At 44.9% G+C, this 26,155-nt stretch carries 7 protein-coding genes and 1 pseudogene; all 8 read right to left on the bottom strand.

Features of this window, described 5'->3' with window-relative positions:
- Positions 1-146 precede the first annotated feature (146 nt).
- On the bottom strand, positions 147-18,548 hold the full coding sequence (locus AB3114_RS00140) for an MBG domain-containing protein (RefSeq protein ID WP_367341241.1): 18,402 nt from the start codon (positions 18,546-18,548) through the stop codon (positions 147-149).
- A 250-nt stretch (positions 18,549-18,798) separates the two neighbouring features.
- Positions 18,799-19,572, bottom strand: coding sequence for a pyrroline-5-carboxylate reductase (gene proC / locus AB3114_RS00145; protein ID WP_367341584.1), 774 nt, complete (start codon positions 19,570-19,572; stop codon positions 18,799-18,801).
- An 18-nt stretch (positions 19,573-19,590) separates the two neighbouring features.
- Entirely contained in the window at positions 19,591-20,835 is a 1,245-nt protein-coding gene (locus AB3114_RS00150; RefSeq protein ID WP_367341242.1) for a glutamate-5-semialdehyde dehydrogenase, read from the bottom strand.
- Positions 20,836-20,847: 12 nt separating this feature from the next.
- Positions 20,848-21,636: a glutamate 5-kinase gene (gene proB, locus AB3114_RS00155; RefSeq protein WP_367341243.1), complete on the bottom strand. Its 789-nt coding sequence runs from the start codon at positions 21,634-21,636 to the stop codon at positions 20,848-20,850.
- Positions 21,637-21,891: 255 nt separating this feature from the next.
- The gene (locus AB3114_RS00160; RefSeq protein WP_367341244.1) at positions 21,892-23,115 is read right to left on the bottom strand and encodes a Fic family protein; all 1,224 of its coding nucleotides are present in this window, start codon (positions 23,113-23,115) and stop codon (positions 21,892-21,894) included.
- Between the two features lie 237 nt (positions 23,116-23,352).
- The gene (locus AB3114_RS00165) at positions 23,353-24,513 is read right to left on the bottom strand and encodes an RNA-guided endonuclease TnpB family protein (RefSeq protein ID WP_367341245.1); all 1,161 of its coding nucleotides are present in this window, start codon (positions 24,511-24,513) and stop codon (positions 23,353-23,355) included.
- Between the two features lie 16 nt (positions 24,514-24,529).
- A pseudogene (gene tnpA / locus AB3114_RS00170) lies at positions 24,530-24,957 on the bottom strand (IS200/IS605 family transposase).
- Between the two features lie 155 nt (positions 24,958-25,112).
- A complete protein-coding gene (locus AB3114_RS00175; protein ID WP_367341246.1) occupies positions 25,113-26,018 on the bottom strand; it encodes a DMT family transporter in 906 nt (301 codons plus the stop codon).
- Positions 26,019-26,155 lie beyond the last annotated feature (137 nt).

Consider the following 26,155-nt stretch of genomic DNA (forward strand, 5'->3'; position numbering starts at 1 on the left):
GCCATTAATTATAGGCGACTGCGCGACTGGCAAACAAGACCCGCATTTTTTTAATATAATTAAACGCAAAACAGGCCCCACCCCCGTATTTAAGAGGTAGAGCCTGCTTTTTATTCAGATGTTACATCTATGATTTGCAGCGATGATTACCGCTCATCATTCTTTTTCTTCTTCATGCCTGCCAAACCAAGCAATGTTGCTAATCCGGCCAAGGCAAAGCCAAAGACTGAAGTCCTGCTCCTAGTGTTACCAGTCTGTGGTAACTTCCGAGAAGCTGTCGATTGACTACCGTTGTCATGGCTGCCGCTATTAGCAGACAATCCATTGGTACCGCTAGTTAAGCCATTAGTCGAACCATTACTACCTGGCAATTGTGGTGCATTATTAGCGCCACTACCATGGTTCATCGATGGGTTGCCACTGTTGTCGGCTGGGTTCCCACCATTGTTGATATCTGAACCATTATTTTCACCAGGATTGTCGGGATTCAATGGACGAGTTGGCTGACTTGGGGTCGTTGGGCCTGTCGGTTGACTCGGTGTCGTCGGACTCGTCGGCTGACTTGGGGTCGTTGGACGCGTTGGTCGGCTTGGCGTCGTCGGACTGGTTGGCTGACTCGGTGTCGTCGGACTCGTCGGTTGACTCGGCGTCGTCGGACTCGTCGGCTGACTCGGTGTCGTCGGACTCGTCGGTTGACTCGGCGTCGTCGGACTTGTTGGTCGGCTTGGAGTCGTTGGACTTGTTGGCCGACTCGGTGTCGTCGGACTCGTCGGTTGACTTGGGGTCGTTGGGCCTGTTGGCTGACTTGGAGTCGTTGGACCTGTCGGCTGACTTGGAGTCGTCGGACCTGTCGGCTGACTTGGAGTCGTTGGACTCGTCGGCTGACTTGGAGTCGTTGGACTTGTTGGCTGACTCGGCGTCGTTGGACTGGTTGGTCGGCTTGGAGTTGTCGGACTGGTTGGTCGGCTTGGAGTCGTTGGACTTGTTGGCTGACTCGGCGTCGTCGGACTCGTCGGCTGACTTGGCGTCGTTGGACCTGTTGGCTGACTCGGCGTCGTTGGGCTCGTCGGTTGACTCGGTGTCGTCGGGCTCGTCGGTTGACTTGGCGTCGTTGGACCTGTTGGGTTCGTTGGCGTCGTCGGACTCGTCGGTTGACTTGGAGTCGTTGGACTTGTCGGCTGACTTGGAGTCGTTGGCGTCGTCGGATTCGTTGGGTTGACCGGTTGACGAGTATACGTGATCGTAATGTTTGGATCAACGTAGTCACTGCCAACACTGGCAACTGCTGGAATCGTGGCTTGACTTGGTGTGTAACCGGCTACCGTTGGTGCCGTTACCGCATCAAAGTGGCCAGTGGTCCAAGCACCATAGCTGACAACTTTCCTGGTTACCAAGTCATAGATGGCCTGCCGCGTTAACGTTGCGGTTTGACTCAAGTTTTGCGTCTTGCCACCAGGCAATTCAGCCGTGATCGTCCGCTTGACATCCTTCTGGAAGTCATCCTTCGTCAAATCTTGGCCATCAGGAGTTTGACCCCCATCTGGAATGTCATGGCTATCGATCGTTGCCGTCCGGTGTCCCAAATGAATCTTAACTACTTGGTTCGTACCGTCAGTAAAGGTGTAAGTCGTTGGTTGACCAGCAACAAGAACGTAGTTAATAGGAACTTCTATGTTCAGATCAACTGTGTCTCCGCTCTTACCATTAATCGTTTGAGTAGAACCAACTTGAGCACCATTATTGTCATCATCGACATAGATAACTTGGGCAGATTGAGCATCGGCTGCCTTGACATAACTGATATTTACTTCAGTATTCTCAGTGTTGCCATCAACTGTGACAGCTGCCACACTATCTTGACTAGGCTTATAGCCAGCAATTGCAGTTGGCGTGAATTCAGCCCAAGTATTATTGCCGTCAACCGTCCAACCACTGTAAGTGATATCGCCAGTTACCTCATCAATCGTAGCGGTCTGGGTAAAGTGTACCTTCTGTACAGTTGTCGTTCTAGTTCCATTTGGAGCAGTTACAACAATTGTCCGCGTTACATCCTTAGCCAAATCATTATCTTTGATTGTCGGGTAATTCTTGGTGTGATCACCCGGAAGCGGACCAGTTGGCTTAGTGTCATCTGGACCCACCGTAATGGTCTTATGTTCGATTTGGACAATCACTGTTGGTACACCAGTTGCTGTAGCAGTAACTGTCTTCGGAATGCTTTGTCCTGGGACAATTTGCCAACCAGCTGGTGCCACCGGAGTAACACTGACAGTTTGATCGGTCTTACCAGTCAAATCAGTTGTACTGATTTCTTTACCAGTCTGATCAACGTAAGAAATCTTACCAGTTTGAGCATTAGCCGTGTAGGTGACCGTCTTACTGATATTCTTATCGCCAAAGTTTACTGTAACTAATGCAATTGACTTTTGATCAGCAGTATAGCCTGGGATATCTGGGCTAGCAACCTCATTGAAGCTGCCAGTGGCAGGAGTCCAGTTAACAGCACCAGTTACTAAGTCCTTAACACCATTTTCAGTAATAGTGATCGTTTGGACATTATCACTTGGCGTCTTAGCACCAGCACCTTGATAGTGAATTGTTTCAGTGATCGTTTGTGTACGAGTTGCACTCTGCATCTTGTGCTTCAAATGAACTGTGATTGTTTGATTGTCACTATCAGTAAACTTGTAGGTCTTTGGTGCATTCTGATCAAGTTCATAATTATCTGGAACTTGGTAATTGATGTCAACAGTTTGATCAACCTTACCACCGATATCTTGTGTGCCGACTTGCTTATTGTCATCGTTACTATCTACGTAAATGATCTTAGCAGTTTGACCATTAGCAATGTAGTTAACAGTTACACTGGTATCCTTTGTCTTATTGACATCAACAGTCACAGCAGCAATCGAGCTGGTGTCAGGAACATAACCGGCAACCGCCTTAGGCGTATATTCTGCCCAAGTATTCTGGCCGTCCTTGGCAGTCCAATTACCGTAAGTGACCTTGCCAGTTACCTTGTCAAAGGTGGACGTCCGATCAAATTCAACAGTTTGTGTCTCAGTAATTGGCTTGCTATTCGGAACGTTGACGGTAATGGTCCGAGTGATCTTCTTAGTCAAATCACTGTCAGTTACCTTGTCATAGCTCTTATTATGATCGCCTGGAACTGGACCTGTTGGGATCTGTGGACTCTTCGGATCAGTTGGATCAACAGTAATCGTGCCATGTTTGATTGTAATCGTAACGGTCGGAATACCATTTGCACCTGCAGTTACAGTAGTTGGAACCTTTTGGCCAGCAACTTCGTCCCAACCTGCTGGGATTTGTGGTGTTACTGTGACGTTTTCACCAGTCTTACCAGTTAAAGCTGTAGTGTCGATTTCCTTACCGTTTTCATCAACGTAGGAGATCTTACCGGTTTGTGTATTAGCAGTGTAAGTGATTGTTACAGCTGCATCCTGCGTATCAGCAGTCGTTGTTACGCCCTTTACACTGTCTTGGCTTGGAGTGTAACCAGCAATTGCGCTAGGGGTGTAGGCTGCCCAATCTCTATTGCCAACAGCAACCCACTCACTATAAGTTACTTCACCTGTGACGGTATCAAACGTTGCCGTCCGAGTGAACTTAGTTGTTTGAGTGATTGTGTTCTTAGTGCCATCAGGACTTACAACCGTAATGGTCCGCGTTGGGCTCTTAGTCAGGGCATCCATTGATTGGTAATTCTTAGTTGAATCACCTGGAACCTTGCCTGTTGGAGCCGTGCCACCAGGGTTAACGGTGATTGTACCGTGCTTTACCTTAACGGTGACCGTGGCAATACCGTTAGTGCCAGCAGTTACCGTACTTGGAATAGTTTGACCTGGCACAATTACCCAACCCGCTGGAATTTGTGGAGTGACTGTTATATCTTGATCAGTCTTACCAGTTAAGTTGGTCTTACCAACTTCCTTACCGCTGTCATCAACGTAGGAAATCTTACCAGTTTGATCATTGGCGGTGTAAGTTACGGCAATGGTGGTGCTTTGTGTACCGCCATTAACATTTACCGCATCAATAGAAATAATTGCTGAAGCACTACCATCAACCGTGATCTTAGGAGTGTAACCAGCAAATGCTGGTACATCTGCATTTGCCCAGTTCTGAGCTGGAGAATCTTTGGCAACTTGCCACTTAGTGTAAGTTATATCACCAGTTACTTCATCAAAGGTAGCCGTTCTAGCGAAGTCAACCTTTTGAGTAATAGTTTGACTAGTACCATCTGGCTTAGTAATGGTGATCGTCCGAGTTGGTTCCGCAGCTAAGTTCTGCATCGTTGGATAAGTCTTGGATGAATCGCCAGGAACCTTGCCTGTTGGAACTTGATCCTTAGGCGTATCAGTAGTAACCGTGATCTTGCTGTGAACCAAGTGAATCGTTACAGGATCATTGCCACTAGCCTTAAAGGTGTAGGTGGTCGGCAGAGTCTGATCAGCAGCCAACTTGTAGCCGGCCGGAACAGTCAATTTAGTATTAACAGTTTGATCAGTCTTGCCTTTGACTACTACAGTTTTGGCTTTTGCCCCCTTGTTGTCATCATCAACAAATTGATAAGTAATACTCTGATCGTTAGCAGTGTAAGTAATGACAATCTTTGGATCACTGTAGTTGCTGGTGACATTATTATCAGCATCTACACTTGCTTGACTTGGTGTGTAACCTGCAACCGTCGGAGCAGCAACTTTAGCAAATGAACCGTTTGACCAGGTTCCCCACTTAGCAACCTTCTTAGTTACCAAGTCGTAGGTCGCATTCCGCGTCAACGTTGTCTTTTGACTCAAGTCTTGCGTCTTACCATCTGGCAGCTTAGCCGTAATCGTCCGAGTGATGTCTTTACTAAAGTCACCTTGACCTAACTTAGTACCATCTGGTGTTTCACCACCGTCTGGAATGGACTTACCATCAATGGTTTCAGTCTGATGTTCAATGACTAAGTTGAGAGGTTGGTTAGCCAGCCCAATAGTTGTTGAAGTTGGAGCTGGGTTAGATAGTTTCCAATTAGTAGGGATGTTCAAAGCAACTTGGCCTTTACCAGTACCGAAATTGATTGTTGTACCCTTGCTATCACCAACATTACCAGTAACAGTTTGGCTGCCGATAATGTTGTTATCCTTGTCCACAAAGTTAATAACTTGACTGACCTGAGCTGGAACAACCGTCACCTTAACCAGGTTAGTCGAAGCAGTCCAGTTGTAGTTGGTAGTTAAGTTCTTCTCCAAAGCGTCAAGGCCAGTTTGGTTCAACTTGATGTAGTAGGTACCAGCATCAGTTGGTGCATCAACCTTGTTGCCACTAGCATCGCACCAGTCAAAGTAAGTATCCTTCAAGTCACTGGTACTAATCTGATCATTACCAATCAAACCAGTAGCGCTGATATCGCCATGTAAATCAGAAATTGGTTTATCAATTTGGCTACCATTGTAGGTCCGCTGGATGGTCCCATCACTCATACTAATTTGGGCGTTGACCTTATTAATAGTGAAGGTGGCCGAGCCAGACAAATCTTTATCGTCAATTGTGACGTTAGTAATTGTATTATTGCCAACCTTGACAGTCCATTGTGGATCACTAGCAATCTTATCCCGCAGGTGCTTCAAGACCTTGGCATTGTTCAGCTTGATCGTGTAAGTACCGGCATCAGTCGGAGTAGTAATTTGCTTACCATCCTGGTCATACCAGTCGTAGTCGCCATCTTGCAGAGTGTAGTAGATCGTCTTGTTAGCACCGATCGTAACGGCAATCGTACTGGTACCACCGTTAACTTCACCGGTCGTTACTTTTTGACCATCGTAGTTCTTGTTAGCCTTACCACTCAAAATTGCCTTGGCTTCAGCTTGCGTAACCGTGAATTCATAACTGTAGCCATTAACCGTGGTTGGAATCGTGAAGTTCGGGTTGGCTGCTTGCAAGGCTGCAATCCCTTTGCTATTCAACTTAAAGGTGTAAGTACCAACGTTGATTGGGAAGTCAGTGTAGGTATTGCCATCAGCATCCTTGATATCAAAGTCAGCTAAGGTCAAGCCATTAGAACTCAAATTCTGGGTACTGCCAGCAGCATCAGTAGCTTCAAGGCTACCAGCCAAGGTTGACAAGTCAATTTGAGCTTGTTGACCATTGTAAGGCTCGCTACCTTGACTTGGATCAGCAACCAATTTAGTAATACTTAAGGCCTTAATTTCATAAGTGGCATTACCACTGATGTTATCAGCTAAGAGCTTAATTGCGCCTTTGTAGTCAGGGTGGTGCTTAATCCAGGCGTTAACGTCCTTGATAAATTGATCTTTATTCAGACTAATGCCATAAGTACCCTTATCGGTTGGTGCACCCTTCAGAGTTTGACCATTAGCACTCCTAAAGTCGTTAGCAGTCAGTGGCAACGTGATCGTTTGGCCATTGACAGTGAAGCTGGCATTGATTAGTTGTGCCTTATCCCTGTCACTATTCTCATAAACGGTTTGGTCGAAGGAAACAGGATTGCCATCGTAAGTCTTCCAGTTACCACCACCGAAGGTAACCTTTGGCGTGACCTGGTTGATGTTCAAAGTACCAATCGTGTTAGCCGGGTTCTTCAGACCAGTCATCGTGCCGTCACCGTATTGGTAAACAACATTATCAGTGGACTGTGTTGCCAGCTTCTTCCAGCCAGACTCAGTCAACCGGACATGGTAGGTACCAACCATAAATGGTGTTGTGGTAGTTGTACCGTTTGCCCGCTCAAAGGAAGTAATGACGTTACCATCATCATCGACGAATTCGTAGTCGCCCGCTGTCAAGTTGACGCCGGCTGGGATCGTCAATACCTGGCCGTCGTCACGAACTGGAGCAGTAATTAACTGATCGCCCTTCTCACCACCATAAACGGTGAAGGTCGGTGCAAAAGTATTTGGATCTACAGCAACTGCCTGGTTGTTCCAGTCAACATTCTGTGACCCTTGGTTGATTCCGATGTGAACCACTTCTGGGTAGATGTAGTAAACGAAGGCATCCATCTTAATGTTGTAGTTCGGGTTAGCATCATCAAGAGCTTGCTGGCCATTGGCATTCAGCCGCAAGCAGTAAGTCCCAGCATCCTTAATCGGGTTCTTTGGATTATCTTGCGTACCGTAAGCCAGTTTATCTTTATCAAAGTACCAATCAAGGCCGTCGACTGTTAAGTTGCCAACATTCATACCCGCCTTTTTAATAGCATTCTTGTAGATATCAAATTGGTCTGTAGTTAAACCAGTGGTTTGCGCATCAAAGTTCTTGCCACCAGCGACGCCTGGGTTAATTTCTTTATTGGCCTTGTTAATGATTAACGTGCCGTAACTAGTAACTCCAGTAGCTACTGGGTAAACAAAGTTTGGACTCAGTTTTGCCAACTTGTCATAGCCACTTTGCTTGAGGTAAACCCGGTAGTTGCCAGCATTAGTTGGACTATCAACAGTCTTCGAAGAATCGCTAAAGTCGGTAAAGGTAAAGTCAGCAGCAGTCAGAGCATTAGGCCCTGTTGTTGGAATTGTTGGAATCGTAATGTTCTTATCGCCGACAGATAGCGAAATCGTTGGTAATGTCAACTGAGCTTGACTGCCATCAGTATTCGCACCGAATTCATTGCCATTGTAAGTCGTTGCCTGCTGACCACCGACAGCAACCATTACCCGGACTGGGTTGATGGTGTAAGTTCCGACGACATCAGGGTTAGCAGTAGTTCCATAAGTCCAGTTGACGTTTTGACTGGTGATGTTGCCATTAGTATCCGCAACATTGCCAAAGTGCTGGTTGATGTAGTCCTTGCCCTGCTGGGTCAGTTTAATGTTGTAAGTTCCAGCATTGGTTGGAGCAGCGACAACTTTACCATTCTGATCAGTAAATTCGTAATCGCCATTTTGTAATGTGTAAGTCTTAGGAGAATTAGTAGGGCCAGGATAGTTCAAGTTAATTTGAATATCGTTCAAATCACCAATCGCATTACCGTTGTAGTCACGGTTATTGGTGTAGTTAGCAGTAGCTGTTCCTTGAGCAGCAACGATCTTGTATGGTGCGTAAACGTATTTCCAATCGAAGTTCTTACCGCTATTTCCAGTAATTCCTTCAAGAATATCGATAAATTTCTGTGTTAAACCAACATAATAAGTTCCGACATTCGTTGGTTTACCTTCTACAGCAGTGTAAGTATAAGTTCCATTTGCTTGCTTTTGTCTCTCATAGAAGGTCAGGTTAGCAACATCGTCCGCGCTCAGATAAGAAGCACTCGTTGCTAAATCAGTCTTAACGATTACTTCGTACTTACTGTGATCAAATACCGCTGGTTGACCAGTGTATGTTTCGGTTTGACCGCCTACAAGCGTAATAGTCCCGTTTCCTTGAGCAATCTCGTGGTTAGCATTGTTAACAGTCGTGTAGGTATAATTTTGTGTACCATAAATCTTTTGAATATTGGCTAAAGCTTCGTTGCTTAATTGAACCTTAAAGGTGCCAACTTGGTGTGGAGTACCGTCAACATAAATGACATCTCCGTTTTGCAACTTGTAAGCGAAGTTGACGTTATTGCCCTGGGCATCCTTGACCGCCTGGCCATCAGCCGTAGTAATTGCCAACGTGTATCCGGAAGGATCCAGCGTATAGTCGCCAATCGTAGTACTGCTTGGATTCTTGCTGTCCTTATCAGTCAAAGTAACCGTCAAAGCCAATGGATCAATCACATAGCTGCCAGTAACTGAACTCGAAGTAAAGTCAGTATTAACGACACTAGCAAAGTCATAGTTGCCATGCAAAGTATTGTTAGCAAAGTTTTGCAGATCTTTCAAACCTTGCGCACTCAAGCGAACTTGATAAGTACCAGCATTAGTTGGATCGCTCTGAACAAATTCAAGATCTTTAGCCGTCAACTTAAATCCATCAAAGGTCGTTTGGTCACGGCTGATTACGCCACTGTTTTCATCACCTTTAACTGAAGTGAACTTAATAGTGTAATCACCATCAGCGATGGACGCACTTTCGCCGTTGTAAATCTTGTGTGGTGTCTTGTCGATTTCAAAGCCAACTGCCCGGTGACGAACAACGTACCAAGCGTTGGTGTTAGCTTCGTGACCACTATCACCAGTACTAGTCTTATCTGCAGCTTGAGAACTTAATCTAAGTTGATAGTTAGGGTGATCTTTATTCCATTGTTCAATGAAGCTGTCTGAAACCTTAACGACATACTGTCCGGAGTTCAGTGGCAGGCCATTCTTATCCGTTGCGGCTCCATCAGGAACTACAACTTGTAAATCACTAGCCGCAATTGGAACATTGACGTCTTTATTATTTTCATCCTTAAAGGTTAATTTGAATCCACCGGCCTTAATGTTAAGGGCAGGCATTGGATCAGAACCGTAGTCAACATATTGCTTACCTACCAAATTCAATTTCGATTGCAGTGCCTGAATCGTGTAACGAGCGTAGGTTTGTTGAGTAAAGGTGTAGTTTTTACTCTGCTTGTTTAAGCTAGCCAAGGCCTCTGGCGTCAAGACGATGTTGTAAATAGCACCTGTTTGTGAGTTAGCGTCGGTTGGAACAGTAGTCCCATCAGAAGCTTCCACAACCTTGAAGTCAACCGCTGTAGGAGTAAATGTAATACCGCTTGGTGCAGTAGTAGTCGAACGATCACCCCATCCCAGGTTAATACCACTAACGTCGGTAATCTGGGCAGGTTTATCATTATAGTCCTGTTGCGCAGTCCCGTTGATAATGATCACAATTGCTTCAGGATTAATCGTGTAGCTAGCATTAGTAGCAAAAGTCAGCTTGTAGTTATTGCCATATTTTTGAAGCAAAGTATTCCGATATTCAGGATCCAGTGCCACCTTGTAAGTGCCTGCATCATTTGGTGCAACAGTAACCTTACCGACACCATCGACAAATGCTAAATGACTTGCATCAACAGTGGTTGTATCACTTTGTCCCGGCAATTGAATCGTGTAAGCACCATTAGCCAAGCTGGTGGTCTGTCCATATGTTGAACTGCCAGTACCAGTCAAAGCAATCGTGGCACCAGCCTTATCAATCGTGAACTTAGCTGTATTAGCATTTGTATTCAGACTGTAAGTGTAGTGAGTACTATCATCACTATTATTGATGTTATCAATTCCAGACTGACTCAGCGTTACTAGATAATCTCCGGCATCAGTTGGCGCAGAAACTGGTATTAGCTTAGGCTTTCCATCCTTATCCGTACCTTGTTGAACAAACTCCAAGTCGCCGCGCTTCAACGTGTAGGTCTTACCATTATCCATAGTGACAGTGATACCAGTGATGTTGCCATTGCTGTCCACTGGAATAACCGCAGCTTGACCAGTATAAGTAGTGGAAGATGAGCCATTCAGAGAAATTTTGGCAGCAGCCTTGGTAATACTGTACGCACCGCTGGCGTCGTTGACCCAGTTGTAATTAGTAGTGTCTGACTCCACCTTAGCTAAGCCGCTCGGTGTCAGCCCAATCGTGTAATCACCGATTTCAGTCGGCACAGCAATCGGCTTACCATTCTGGTAGAACTGGAAGTCTTTAGCAGTCAGTGAACCAGATGGGACGGTCAAAGTCTGGCCATTATTAGTGGTGATGGATACAGTAAAGTTATTTGGATCAAGAACAGTTGCCTTACCAGTCCATGGCGTTTGTTGCGAGCCAGAATTATTAGCAAAGTTCACCGTAGCAGTAGCCTTGCCAATCGTCCAGTTCCAGCCGTTTTGAGTAAAGCTGAAGTCATAGTTAGGATTTAGCTTGTGCAATTCGGTAAGGGCGTTATCGCTCTTCAGCCGCAATGTATATGATCCGGCATCAGTTGGGACAGTCGTCATGACGTTGCCCTTAGCATCAACCCATTCAAAGAGGTCTGAAGCTGCATCTTGATAGTTAAGGGTTTGCCCTTCAACAACACCACTAGTAGCAAAGTGCGATTTGAAGTTGTCATCAGTGTAGGCAATCTGAATTGGGCTACCATCATAAGTCTTCGTACCTGTACCATAGAAGGAAACCGTAACTTGACTTGGATTGATGACATAGTCAGTAAATTTCGTACCCTCAGTGCCACTCGTGCCTTCAACATACTTCAAGGTCAGATTTGGAAAGGCCTTAGTCAGCTGATCCTGAGCACTTTGCGACAGACGGACGCGGTAAGTACCAGCATTCACTGGTACATCAGTCGTCCAAGTCTTACCGTCTGCAGAGAATTCCAAGTCGCCATTTTGCAGCTGACCTTGGTCGTCCTTGTTAGTAACACCAGCACCGGAAATAGATAGAGTATAGCCAGAAATTGGATGGGCTACGCCAGAGTAGGTAGCACTATCATTACCCTGCAAAGTGATAGTCCCTTGAGCCGGAGTAATGGTGTAAGTAAAGTGCTTCGTGTAATCAATCGTGATAGCGTAGTTGGTATTGTCACGAGCTAAAGTATCAACCCCACTATTAGTAGAGGTTTGCGGCAAAATACCAATGTAGTAAGTACCAACATTAGTTGGGCTGGAGATTGACTTGTAAGTACCGTCTTTTTCAAGTTCATACCATGTGTAGTCAGCAGCATCGAAGGTGTCAGTATTCAGGGTTTCACCTGTTACCAAACCATCGGTATGCAGGTGACTAGCTAAATCAGTTGGAATCGTAGCAGCGCTAGCATCATAAACTTTGCCGCCATTGCCGTCTAAGTGAACCGTCAAAGTCTTTTGCTTAATTGTGTAAGTAGCTGAGCCACTGACCTGGGCTTTATCGTTATCGACATTGCCTTGCAGGTACTTGAAGTTCGGATCATTCTGCAACATGTTGTTCAAGATGCCCTGAACACCACTAGTCTTCAGGGTAATGGTGTAGGTTCCGGCATTCTTAGGAGCATTCTCCAAAGCCTTGCCCTGGTCGCTCCAAGTATAGTCGCTCGTGTAATCCTCATTTGGATTGTAATTGTACTGGTAAGTGATGGTCTCATTGCCGCTACCATCGGCTTTCGGAACGGTCAGCTTAATCGTGATGGTGTTATTAGTATCTTGCTTGGTAACGTCGGCGGAAGTGACAGCTTTGCCATCATAAGTCTTTTGACCGCTACCTTCGATCGTTACAACTGGCGCGTACTTGTTAATGGTGTAGGTACCAGTCCCGACACTAGTGATCGTCACATTAGACAGGTCAAAGTTCGGGTTAGCATCCTTAATTCTTTGCAGACCTTGGGCAGTTAACTGAATCTTGTAAGTGCCTGCATTGATTGGTCCAGTAACGGCACCAGTCGTGGCGTTAATCTGTGCCAATGTCGTAGTGCCATCAGCAGCAACAAATTCAAAGTCACCACTTTGGAAGTTAACGTTGGCTCCGCCGGTTTGAGTGCCATAACTAATCGTCGGCGCACCAGTGAAGGTGGCCTTGTTAAGCACGTTGGACCCATCATAAGTCTTAGAACCAATAGCACTGAACGTAATCGTTGGGGCTGCCTTATTGATCTTGAAGACAACATATGAAGTCTTAGGATCATAGTTCCAAGTGAAGTTAGGATCTAATGCCTGGAACTTCTTTAAACCAGCATCGCTTAAGACAATGTGGTAAGTGCCCACGTTAGTTGGTTTAGTTGACATGGTATTGCCGTTGTCATCGACAAATTCGAAGTCACCATTATCTAATGCGACCTTGTCAGACCCAGCTGGCAAAGTTAAATGACTATCAACTGCGCCTACTGCATTACTAATTTGTTTGGCCAGATCTGGTGTGATGGTGAAGCCAGAACCAGTGTAAGTCTCGTCAATTTCTGGACCTGAAATAGTAACGTCAGCGGCATTCTTGATATAAGTAACATTGACAGTAGCATCAGGAGTGTCAGCAGTTAAATCATTCTTTGCTGCTACTTCAGTGCCGACAACACCATCAATTAAGGCAGTATAGCCAGTCTTAGCAACTGAGTAAGCATCCCAAGAACCTTTACCACCAGTTACATTGGCAGCATTGTTCCAAAGGTCATTACCTGCTTGGAAGTTATAGAAATTGCCATCTTTATTAACACCAAAGACAATTCCGCTGTCATCGTTATTAAGACGTGCCGTTCTATTAAAGGTATAACTCTGAGTAACATTTTGTTTTCTGCCAGTTTGCGGATCAGTATAACTAATAGTTCTAGTAACTGTCTTATTCAACAAATCATTTGGAACATAGTATGTGGTGGTACTTGGCGCATAAACAAAACCATGGTTATAGTCTAGAAATGCAGTATTAGCAGAATCGCCTTTTAAATTACCTTTAAAATTCGTACTACCAATGCTGCTAGCATGAATATCCTGAGAAACAGCTGTATAGCCTGAAATTACTGGCAAAATATTAGTAATATTAGCATCAGCTTTGCCAAGGCTATCCCAACTACCGGAAATTACATGTACGCCGGGTGTACCTGCATCACCGTGGTCGGTATCGTATTGCCAAGACCAAGTAATTGCATTCGTCTTAGCATCACGACTACCGGTTCCTTTGAAGAACACTTCGATTTGTTCATCGGCATGGGCAACACCATCATCTCCAGCAACAGGCTGAGCCTTTTCGTCAAGATAACGGTAATGCTGAGTAATTGTTCTGCCTTCATAGGTCTGAGGAACATAGTAAATGTCGTGGACTGCTTTAGCTTCATAAACTAAGCCTGATGCGTCAGTATATGCAACTGAATTATTATCAGCATTCGTAGCATTTTTACCATTAAAGGTTGGATTTACATATTCATTTGCTGGAACGTGATTCTTATTAGTTCCATCACCATTAAGGTCTGGTGCATTAAAGCCAGTGATCGATGGTGCATCAACGAAAACATTATCGCCCCACTGAGTAGGTAGAGTCCAGGTACCAGAAATAACGCGGAAGCCGTGCGTACCACGGCTCGTATCCCAGAGCCAGTTACCATGAGAAACGATTTGACCAGTTGCCAAATCTTTAGTTGCAGTTCTCTTGTAGTAAACCTCTAGAACGGCAGAATCCTGTACTTTATCACCATTGTGGTAATGATGACCATTTAAGACAACATCCCCACCTTTATATGTGGTGCCATCAATTGTGAAGTTGCCACTAGCATCAGCGGTATAAGTTTGGCCATCAATTGTCACTTGATTATTATTAATACGGTAATCTCTGCCGTTAATAAAGATCATGCTGTTGTCGGAACTGATTACGTAATTAGTAGTAACTGTCCGTGTTTCTTGCGTGTCAGCAGGATCAGTGTCAGTGACAATCTTGTGCTTCAAGTAGATCGTGACGGTCTGGTTAGTTCCATCAGTCATCGTATAACTAGATGGGTTCTTGCCGGCATCAGTATCAAGTACGTAGTTAGTTGGGATCTTCAGAGTGACACTGTTAGCGCCAGTGCCGTTAAAGTTCATCGTATCGCCAATTAAGTAGCCACTAACGGTTTGATCACTGTTAGGAATTGCAGCGTTATTTTCATCAGCATCAACGTACTTAATAGTAACGTCACGCTTTAACTCAATGTGATAAGTGAATGTCTTGTCATTCAAATCTGCATAGTTAACTTTTGACTCATCAATACTATAGTTTGGAAATCCTAAACCATTAGCATCAGCACCAACTTTTAAGATCTCACCATAATTACCCTTAATCGTTAAATATGATGGTAAAGTTGGCATTTGTGATACTACATAGTCGCCTAAGTAGGTATCTGGGCCTACTGGCCATTTAGTAGATAATTGAAGATAACCACTAAGGCCGTCATGTCCATAATTGGGAGTGACATAGCCAATTACACCGATCGGCTGACCATTGCTGCCTTTTTCGTCATCATAAACAGCAATCTTGTAAACAACATCGTAAGTTACAGTAACTTTTGAGTTAGGATCGCTTTCCTTAGGAGCGAAAGCTGGAATTTGCGTTTCATGGGATTGGATTACACCGTTATCAACCCAGTTAACCATGGCGGTTGTACCGTTGATTTGCTTTGGCGTTAAAGCATCATATGAACTAGTACCGTTAACTTGCCAATCAGCAGATATACTATTAGCAATTAATTTTCCAGTTACCAGGTCAATTTGAGCAGTCTTATAGAATTCAACCGTTCTAGTTTGATCAGTTGGCAATTGTGCTTTTTGGGCATCAGTTAAAGCACTGCTATCTCTATATTGGCCAGTAACGTAATGGATAGTTTGGGTAACATCGTGCAGCAGACCATTTTGTTCTAACCAAGTCTTATCCTTGCCATAAAGCTCGGTTGAATCACTTGGATTGATCGTCACAACCTTGTGAACTAAGTGAATTGCAACTTCATTATTATTGTCATCAGCTTTGAATATGTAAGTTGTTGGCAAAGTTTGACCACTTGCCAGCTCATAATTATCTGGAATAGCCAAACCAGTATTGACAGTTTGACCAGTTACACCATTTTCAGTAGTAGTCTTGCCTACCTGAGCACCGCCATTGTCATCATCAACAAATTCAAAATGAACCTGTTGGACAATAGTAACGTCACTGTTAATTGTGTAATAAGAACCATCCTTGTCTGTCTTAGCACCTAATGTGCCCTTTGGAACAGATACGCGAATCGTAGCAGTTTGAGCTCCAGAAACTAGTGAGCCATCATCATTGGCTTTAAGTCCACTAACAATATAACTTGGTGTGTATGTTTGTGTACCTTGAGTATAAGTACTTTGCGTACCTTGTTCACCACTAGCTGAATAGCCATCGTAGCTAACAGCTTGATCACCATTGTTGATCAAGAAACTGCCATTGCCGTTATTTGCCAACGTATCAGTAACTGAACTATCTGTACTCTTGCCATCAGTTGTAAATGTTAAGTCACTCTTAGCCGTTTGCTCTGGAATGACATTGACATACACCTTAATCGTTTGGTCTAGTCCTGAATCATTGTAGTGAATATTGATTGCACCAACATTTGTACTATTAGAGTTAATGTCAGTGGTCCAGCTGGCAGTGTGGCCAGCCCATCCAGAAGGTAAATTCAACACGTTATCAATTGAAGGGACAGTACTACCCTGCATGATATTGACAATTCTTGCACCATTAATGGCAACATGTGGATTAGCAACCAGCGTAGTTACATTCTGAGTAATAACTTTGCCGGTACTATCAGTGCCTTTTGCTGGATAAGTTGCTTGAATTTGCACACTGTCGTAACTGCCAGCCTTATACCAGTCAGGCTCAGTATTATTAACGAAGTTATAGGTAGTTCCATCTGGGAATACATCTTTATTAGCAACTAAATCAGCAGCCGTTAATTTAGTCCCATAATCAACAGTCTTGTTGAGCGGTTTAACATTAGCCCGGCTAATAATCGTAAAATTAGGCACAGTACAGCTAATCGTACCTAAGGTAACTTTGACGCTACCTGTGTAGATTTGACCAGCCTTGTCAATTTTGAGGCCTGTGGAGCCATCAGAATTGATCCATTCAAAGGTTGTCCCAGCAGGCCAGGTCTTGTTGCCATTCAGAATGGGGTTGGCATTGGGAATATTAGCAGTTGCAGTTGGGTTTTTAACCATTTGTGACAATTGGTCACTGCTGATTGTTACCGGACCATTGGTGACATCAACCGTATAAGTATCAACGGCTTTTTCGGCTGGCGCTAACACCGTAATCTTAGTCGCAACATTGTCCCATTGGGCATCAGTACCGTTGGACCAACCAGAACCTTCAGCATCAACTCTATCATCATCGGCATTATTAGTCTTTTGATCCCAGGCTAAAACGCGATTGATAAAGTTAATGTTGGATTGACCGGCCTTCCATTGGTCGCCCCAAACGATTGGCGTGCCATCTTTTTCAGTTGCGCCAAAAATAACTTTGACCGGTGCCACGAATTGGCCAGAACCAACACCGGCGCTAGAATTATTAATCGGTCCAATTGTATCTGAACTAAAGCTGGATTCACCACTCCCTGCAGTAGGAGTAATCTGGCTTGGACTAGCCTTACTGCCGTCAGCTAAAGTCACGTCCACACCGTCTAAGATGTTGGCACTGTTGCTGTTCATCATATTAGCTATAGCAGTCCGGTTATTGGCGTAATTAGTTGAATAAGAATCTCCAGAAGCGGTGGTTGATGAACCGGCAGGCGCATTAAAACTATAAATTTTGTTTGCTGTTGGGTCACTGACGTAATTTACTGTGAAGGTTTGCGTCGGTGCATTTGATAGATCGCCAAATTTAACCGTAAAGGTCTTTTGGTTAGGGTTGCTTGTATCCGCTAATTTAGAAACAGTCACATGGTCAGCCATCCCTAAGGCATAGGCAGCATCGTAATCTTGGTAGAAATCATCCAACCAGTAAATATCATGAGCATTAGTCGCGGATGGATCAATGACACCGCTTGAGCTGGTAGTTTTCTGGACATTCAGCAACGGATTGCCGGCACTGTCCGTTGGCTTGCCACTCTTTAGGGCTAGTGTTTGAACAACGTATGGCAGCTTGATCGTAATTGTATTATCGCCATCAGCACTCAGGATTGGTCCTTCTACACCCCAAGTACCGCTCATATAGTTACTTACAGTAGCTGACACCGTCATCCATTTTAGGCCGACTGAAGAAGTATCAAGAGGCGTCAATAATTTAACATTGCTGATATCACCAGTATCACCACTATTAGTTTGGCCCATTACCAGCAGAGAATTATCATTGCCATCTTGATAAATGACGTGGCCATTCGCATCAGGCGTCGTTAGTGGGTTAACGTTGTTCCCCACACTTTTAACATAGTAAAAACTCTTAGCTTTTTGCTGCAATGGATTTTGAATTACATAAGCACTAGTGCTAGCGGTCTGGGTAGTGCCGTCCTTATAGGTCACGACAATGTCAGCACTGAAATAGCCATCGTCCATGGTTGGATTTAAGTTATCGCCATCGGCCCATTTAATTGTGGCACCTGCTTTGAGCAAAGCTTGCCCGTTCTTCAAGAAGTTAGCAGCTTTGTTAGTCAGATCGGCTCCTGCAACAGTGTAGGCGCCATCAATAGCGTCCATGGCATCGTAACCTTCGGGCGCCTGATCCTCCTCACTAGTTACCTCCTCAGCAGCCAAATTAGCCGTTGAAAGTTGGCCCTGGATCAAACTATTAGTATTCACCTTTTGTACGCTAGCAGATTCATCTGAGCTGGAACTAGATGTGCTGCTTGGGCTGGCAGATTTAGCAGCATTGCTATTTGCTACACTCATAGCGGATGAAGCTGCACTACTCCCCTCACTTTGGGTAGCAGAGCTAGATTGCGAAGCAGAATTAGCCTGATCTGCTGAGTGAGCTGCAGAACTAGCCACATGTGTAGCAGCGCTCATCACTGACTGGCTTCCATCATTCGAGCTGCTTTCACTTGTACCGGTTGCCCCAGTAGTTTGGATTTCAGCGGTCGGTGCAGTGGCATTGCCATTATTGCTATCCGCCTGCGCATTCACTTGCGTAGCGGCAGTGGCACCGAGGGCCATCAACACTGTCGCACATGCCGTGATCCATTGTTTTTTCGCCTTGTATAACCGATAATTGCGGTTTTCTGGCGTATATTTTCTGAGCGGATTGTTCTTACTCATTAATAAGATCCCCCATTTTGATTTCATACATGCATCCTGTTGTACCTGATTCTTATTTATCCAGGAAATATTATTTGCATGTTAACTAAACATCATTCCATTGGCTTGTTCAAACTCGTTTTTTATTTATTATGACAATTAATCGTCTCTACGAGCAGTGTATTTATAGTTCCCACATATTATAAACCTAATAGTCAGCTGATATATAAAAAAGAGCTCAAAAGTTGTTCCTTTTGGGCTCTTAATTATTCTATTTCTCCCCATTAGCCTTATTAATCGCATCCATCACCGCAAAACGGAAACCTGCTTTCTCCAGAGCTTCAACGCCTTTGATCGTCGTCCCACCCGGCGAAGTCACCTGGTCACGCAGCAGTGCCGGTGCGAGCTTGCTGGCGCAAGCCAACGTTCCGCTGCCCTTCACCATGCTGGCGATAACCTGGTAGGCGGTCTGGCGCTTCATCCCGTGTTTGACAGCCGCATCACTCATCGCATCCATCATCACATCGACGAAGGCTGGGCCGCATCCCCCGACGACGCCGATGATATCGAGTTGACTCTCAGGGACAGTGATCACGTCGCCCAGACTCTGCAGAACGGTCATGATAGTTTGCCGCGCATCACCTGGTGTTCCCTCAGCTAGAGCTAAGCCAATCGTCCCGGCATTGACGGCTACTGGCGTGTTAGGAATAATGTTGGCGATAATGTTATGTGGCAGAGCAGCACTCAATTGTTCGTGACTGATTCCGGCAGCCGCCGACACAATGATGGTTTGGCGGTCGAGATTAGTTAGTTGCTTAGCAACCGCAACGGTTACTGGCGCCGGCGTCGTTAAAATCACCAAGTCCGGCTTCAAACCAGCAACATCCTCGGCCTTATTAACCAACCGGAATCCTAATTGGTCAGCTTGCTTGCTAACACGAGGATTGACTGGATTCATGGCACTGACCTTAAATTGTTGTGCCTTGATGAGTCCCTTCACAATTGCGCCACCCATACTACCGACGCCGATTACTGTAACGTTAATCATCTAAATCTTCCTTTCTTATTGGCGAACCTGGCCGTTGCCGGTGATTTCATATTTAATCGTGGTCAATTGATGCAGTCCCATCGGACCACGCGCATGCAGCTTTTGGGTACTGATGCCGATTTCAGCGCCAAAACCAAACTCGCCGCCATCCGTAAACCGTGTCGAAGCGTTGATGTACACACAGGCCGAATTGATGGCTTGCTGGAAATAACGTCCCCGCTGCAGATTGCTGGTAATGATGCTTTCGGAGTGATGAGTACTGTGGCGGTTAATGTGCTTGATGGCGTCATCAAGGGAATCCACAACTTTGACGGCCATGATTAGGTCGTTGTATTCGGTATCCCAATCTGCTTCATCGGCCGGATGCATTTGTGGAACTAGTTGGCAAGCCCGTTCGTCGCCACGCAACTCCACACCGTGGTCCATTAGTGCCTTGGCTAGCGCTGGCAAGTAATCGGCCGCCACATCTTTATGAATCAGCAGTTTTTCGGCAGCGTTGCATACCGACGGCCGCTGCACTTTGGCGTTAACGACGATTTGCTTAGCCATCTCCAGATCAGCATCCTTATCCACGTAAACGTGGCAGTTGCCGGCACCGGTCTCAATCACTGGTACAGTCGCGTTCTTGACAACGCGTTGGATCAGCCCGCGGCCACCCCGTGGAATCAACACATCCAGGTAGTCATTCAGCCGCATCATCTCGCCGGCCACTTCATGGCTCGTGTCAGTGACAAGCTGGACGGCATCAGTAGGCAATCCCTGTTTTCTCAGTGCATCACGCAAAATTGTGGTCAGCGCTTGATTAGTCCGGAGCGCTTCTTTACCGCCACGGAGGATGACGGCATTGCCACTCTTGAACGTCAAACCGGTGGCGTCCACCGTCACGTTCGGCCGGGCTTCAAAGATGATTCCGATCACGCCCAGGGGCACCCGCCGTTGGATAATCTGCAAGCCATCCTTGTTGATCCATCCCCGATCGATCTGTGCTGTCGGGTCCGCCAGGTCAGCGATGGATCGGAGCCCACTGGCCATATCCTTGATCCGGCTTTCGTTGACCAAGAGACGATCCGTGAATTTCTTTGGCATAGCAGTAGCGTTAGCAAGGTCTTCTTTATTAGCCTTCAGAATGTCGTCCTGGTGGGCTAACAAAGCGTCGGCCATGGCCCGCAGCCCAGAATTCTTTTGATCCGTCCCCAGCAAGGCCAATTGCGACTCTGCTTCTTGGGCCCGCTGACCCATGTCGATTAGTTTTTCATCCATCGTTCATCCCTCCTATTTACCAAAAGTCGTTCCAACGGCTTTACCGGCAAATGCATCAAACAAAATCTTCGGGTCGCGCCCATTGCAGAGAACCATCTGCTTGCCGGCTTTCATAATCCGGGCAGCTGCCCGGAGCTTCGTTACCATTCCGCCCGTCCCGAAGCGGGTGCTGGACCCACTAGCGGCCGCCTCAATCTCCGGCGTCATCGTCGTAACCTTCTTGATGGCTTTAGCATCATCATACTTATGGGGATCCTTGTCATACAGAGCATCGATGTCGGATAAAATCACCAGCTGATCCGCGTCGATTGCTGTCGCCACCAGGGATGACAATTCGTCGTTATCACTGAAACTCGTGTGGTGGTCCAATTCGTCGACGGATACCGGGTCATTCTCGTTGACGATGGGAATGATATTGTCGTTAAACAGCGTCGTAATCGTGTTCAGAATGTGCTGGCGGCTCACTGAATAATCCAGTACATCGCGGGTCAGCAAGAGCTGAGCAACGTGGGTCTGGTAGTCGAGGAAGCGCTGGGAATAGATCCGCATCAGGGCCGTCTGACCAATCGAAGCCATGGCTTGCTGCTGAGCAATTTTAGCAGGACGGTCTTTAAGTCCCAGGCTAGCCAAGCCGACCCCGATCGCTCCGGACGACACAAGGATGATCTGGTAACCCTGGTTATTGAGCGTTGCCAAGACAAATGACAACTGATCGATAGTGTGTAAATTGATTCGACCATTGGGCAAGACTAGGCTGCTAGTTCCAATTTTTACTACTACCCGCTTTGTTCGATCTGTCATAGGCAAGCCCCTTTCTAAACAAAAAACGCCTTTGATCGGGGCACCAATTATGGCGGTACCATCCCCGTTCAAAGACGAACTTTACACTTTTATTGTTATTATTCATTCTGAGTTTGTAGCAGGATTTCTGCACTCGCGGAGGCTTGCAGTCGATGACCTCCGTTCCTAAACCGGCATACTTATATCTACACCTTGAATTTTGTCAGTTTGGCGTGAGAATGTCAAGAGTAAAATGAGAAAGATCTCATTGTTCTATTAAATATGCGCCCTTAGCTTATCACTGATAATGTGGATTTTAGGTGAAGCACCAATTTTTTTAACTAGTCCTTGATCTACTAATTCTTCAATGACTTGATTCAATTTATATCTTGTCGTCTTCAAGTACTTCACTATTTCCTTATCACTTACAGTATCATATTGAGTCCCAAAAATAGCCTGCTGACATAAAACGTTAGCCACTTGCAAAGCCAAACTCGATAAATGATATTTCTGAAGGACGTCTTGTGCCTTCTTCAACATCGCCACATCTTCTGTCATTGCATCTATCAAGTCAACCTGACCGTTGCGCAGAATTTTTAGCATTGCCATGATAAATCTTGTTGCTTCAGCTCTATTGTGCTCGTTGCTCATTTCCATAAAGGCTTTGTAGTAGCTATTTTTTTTCTTAGCAATAGTGGACGAAAAAGTAATGGCCGTCAGTGGATCCAAAATTTGTGATAAAAAAGAACAGAGAATATAACGTCCTGTCCTCCCGTTACCATCGTAAAAAGGATGAACGTATTCAAAGAAATAATGAGCCATTAAATACCGTGGCAATTTGGGGATTTGAACATTATTCAATTCTCTAATAAGCGCCATCAAATCTTGATTAATCTGTCCTTCAGAATGATCACCTTCATGAATATTTCTTTGGCCGTCGGTAATGAAGACTGGCTCAGTCCGAAATAATTTACCATCTGGAACAGCGTCTACTTCTGATTTAGACAACAAGTTATTCCAAATGTCACGAAAGTCTGCTAATTTAACTAGTGTCACTGGTTTATCATTCATCAAATTTAAATACTGTTTAACTAAACCTTCAAAGCGTTGGTTTCGATAATCATGGCTATTAATTCTCTTGATGACCTCATTAATCTCCTTGCGAGTGCTTCTAACACCTTCTATTTCATTGGTACTTTGTAATTCATTGGCCAAATTTGTCGTAAATAATTGCACTTCAGCAATACCAGGTAATCTCAAACGAATCCGTTCAATTTTTTGCGTGTTTTGAAAGACAGTTTCCATCAGAATTGATAATTCAGCGTTAGGAATATAGAACATTTCATAGCTCTGTACCAGCCTTTTTTGCCTTTTTTTATCATAAGGGAAAACATATAAACCTGTTCTCACTGCTTCCGGGCTATCAAATCTACTATGATAAACCCGCTCAAAATTTCCTGGATTTTGATAATAGAGAGATTTTAAAGATTCGTACTTCATTATGCTCACCGATTTTTAAAAATGCGCTATTTTTTGCAAATTCAACATGTTGTTAAATTCGAGTTTACAAAAATCAGCTGTTTTTTGCAAATTCATTGATAATATTGATGAGCATTTTGTGAACTACTCGGTCATGAATGACCGAGCTTCTGGGAACACGAAGTAGTATTTGGGGTATTATGCATGTATTCATGCTACCCAACTTACAGAACTTCGTTCTTTTACCACGGCTAGTCCCTAGCCAACGGCTTTTAATCCTCTACGCAAGATATTAACTGCCGCATTAATATCTCGATCGTGATGGGCACTACATTGTGGGCACGTCCATTCACGAATTTTTAAGGGCTTGGGCCCGCTGTTAAAGCCACATTTTGAACAGATACGGCTAGTGTCCTTGGCACTGATGGTAATTAGTTTTTTACCATACCAAGCACATTTATATTCCAGCATAATCCGAAATTGGCGCCAACTAGCGTTGGCAATGGATTTAGCTAAGTGATGGTTCTTGAATAGATTTTTGGCTTTCAAATCTTCAATCACAATTACATCATATTTCCTCACTAAATCGGTTGTCAGCTTTTGCAAATAGTCTTGGCGTTTATTGGCCACTGCCTTTTGGTAACGGGCTTTGATCATTCTGGCTTTTTGCCAGTTTTGGTAATCATTCAAGTCTTCTTTGATAGTTTTATGGCTATGGTTCCATTGGTTGACCGCCGTTTCAGCTATATTTTTACGACGGTTAAATTTAGATTGCCATTTAATAACCTGTTTTTCATGCCAATGAGCATTGAACGTTGGATATTTGATCCCATTAGAAGCAATGGCTAGGTCAGCAATACCGACGTCAATGCCCACGGATTGACCTGTTTTAGGCAACTGCTCAACCTCAGTTTCTACTTGCAGTGACAGGTAATAACGACCCGTCGGGTTGTAACTAAGCGTATAGCGTTTAATTTTGCTGTGGGTTAATTGGCCAGTCTTGCTGGTGCGAATACTACCTAGTTTGGGTAATTTCATGCGCCGCTTGGCTTCTACCCGACAAACTGAACGACCAGTATAGGCTTGCCGTAGCTGATGCCGTGATTTAAAGCGTGGATAACCACCACGGTGTTTAAAAAGAGCTTTAAAAGCCAAGGCCAAATTATGATTAACTACTAAGAAACTCGTGGAATCACTTAATTTTAAATAAGGATATTCCTGCTTTAGGCGTTTCAAAAGATAGTTCATGCCATATTCATTCACAAACTGGCTCTTGGGATTATTGTGATAACGTTGTTGAGCCATATCTAACATGAGATTCCAGACTTTGCGATCATTGCCAAACATCTGCCAAATCAAATTGGTCTGAGCTTGGTTTGGGTACAAACGAAGTTTGATCCCCTTAATCACTTTAGTCACTACATTCACCTCACTTCTATTGCTCCTTTTTACGCTGATCATCAATGTATTTAGCTACCGCTTGTTCTTGGACTGCACCAATGCTTTCAACATAGTAGCTTGGTGACCATAAGTGGCGTCCCTGCTGTTTCCAGTAACTAGTTTGCAATTCGGGACATTTGCGAAATAACTGATAAGCAGTAATGCCTTTTAACCAACGGACAATATTAGTCACCGATAATTTTGGCGGTGCACTTACTAACAGGTGAACATGATCATCTTTGCCGATTTCCAAATGAGCAATGTCAAAGCCATATTGTTTCGCAATATCTTGTACTAAGGCCTTAAATACCTCCTCTACATGGCCGGTAAGCACCTTATTGCGATACTTGGTACCCCAAATGATGTGGTAATTCAGATTATGACAGATGTTCTCCCATATGTAAGCCTATTAGTATCTTTTATATCAATAATTATATCATATTTAAGTTAATCCATGTGTCCAAAGGACACAAAAAAGAGGGCAATTCATCACGTCCTTAAAAGAACGTGATGAATTGCCCGTTTTCAAAAAGCATACCCCTTGCAGTGGACTATAAGGCAAGCCCTTAATTGAAAAATTATTGTGAATTGGCTTGGTTGGGATGCAAATGTTGTGACCATGTCACCTGCATGATCAGGTTGCCTAACAGAATCAGACCACCACCGATGACCAGGTTGATGGAGAGTTGGTCGTAGCCGCAGATAATGGAAGTGACCGTGGCAAAGAAGGATTCGGTCATCAAAATTAGGCTGGCCGACGTGGCATCGGTATACTTTTGGGCATAAATCTGCAGACCCCGAGCGGCATAGGTGATGACGATGGCGATGATTGCCAAGGGAATGAGCGCCTGAACCCAATGCACAGCAGCGAAAGTTTGGCGCTCGGTAAGCAGGGCTAACGGCGTTCCACAGATGACCTGGACCACACCGATCAGACAGATGATGACCCAGGGACTGGAAGCCCGGCTGGCGTATTTAGCAAAGATGATGATCTGCAGTGCCCAGAAAAAGGCGGACAAGAAGGTGATCAGGTCGCCCTGTTGCAGAGTCCAGTGAGTACTGGTGATACCGGTGAGTACGGCCATTCCGGCTAGTGAGAGGGGGATGGCGAGGATGATCTTTTTCTGCGGACGTTCGTGCCAGAACAGCCAGAGCAGCAGTGGTGTCAGAATAACATAGGTGACAGTGATGAAAGAACTTTTGGCCGGGGTTGTCTGGCGGAGGCCTAGAGTTCGCAGGTAGTAGCCACAGAAGTTAACGAGACCAACTGCTAATCCGACTTTGAGGTCAAAGCGGGTCATCCGGCGTAGTTGACGATGGAATAAGACCACCCCACCGAGCACACACATGGCACCGCGGACAGCATTGATGGTGCCAGATTGCATGCCGGCGTTGACAACCATTTTGTTGAAGATGTAGGTACTTCCCCAAAGAACGGTGACGAAGAGCAGGGTCAGGTTGGCGAAGGTTTTGGATAGTTTCATGGTGAGGCTCCTGGGTGATAATGATGTAATCATTTTATCAAAATTGTTAATAGAAAAGGATGATTTTTTGGAAACGGTCAAGGAAACACGTTCTTTTAAGGACGTGATAAATTGCCCTCTTTTTTGTGTCCTGTGGA

Origin of the sequence: Limosilactobacillus sp., assembly GCF_040772465.1 — a bacterium.
Lineage (GTDB): Bacteria > Bacillota > Bacilli > Lactobacillales > Lactobacillaceae > Limosilactobacillus.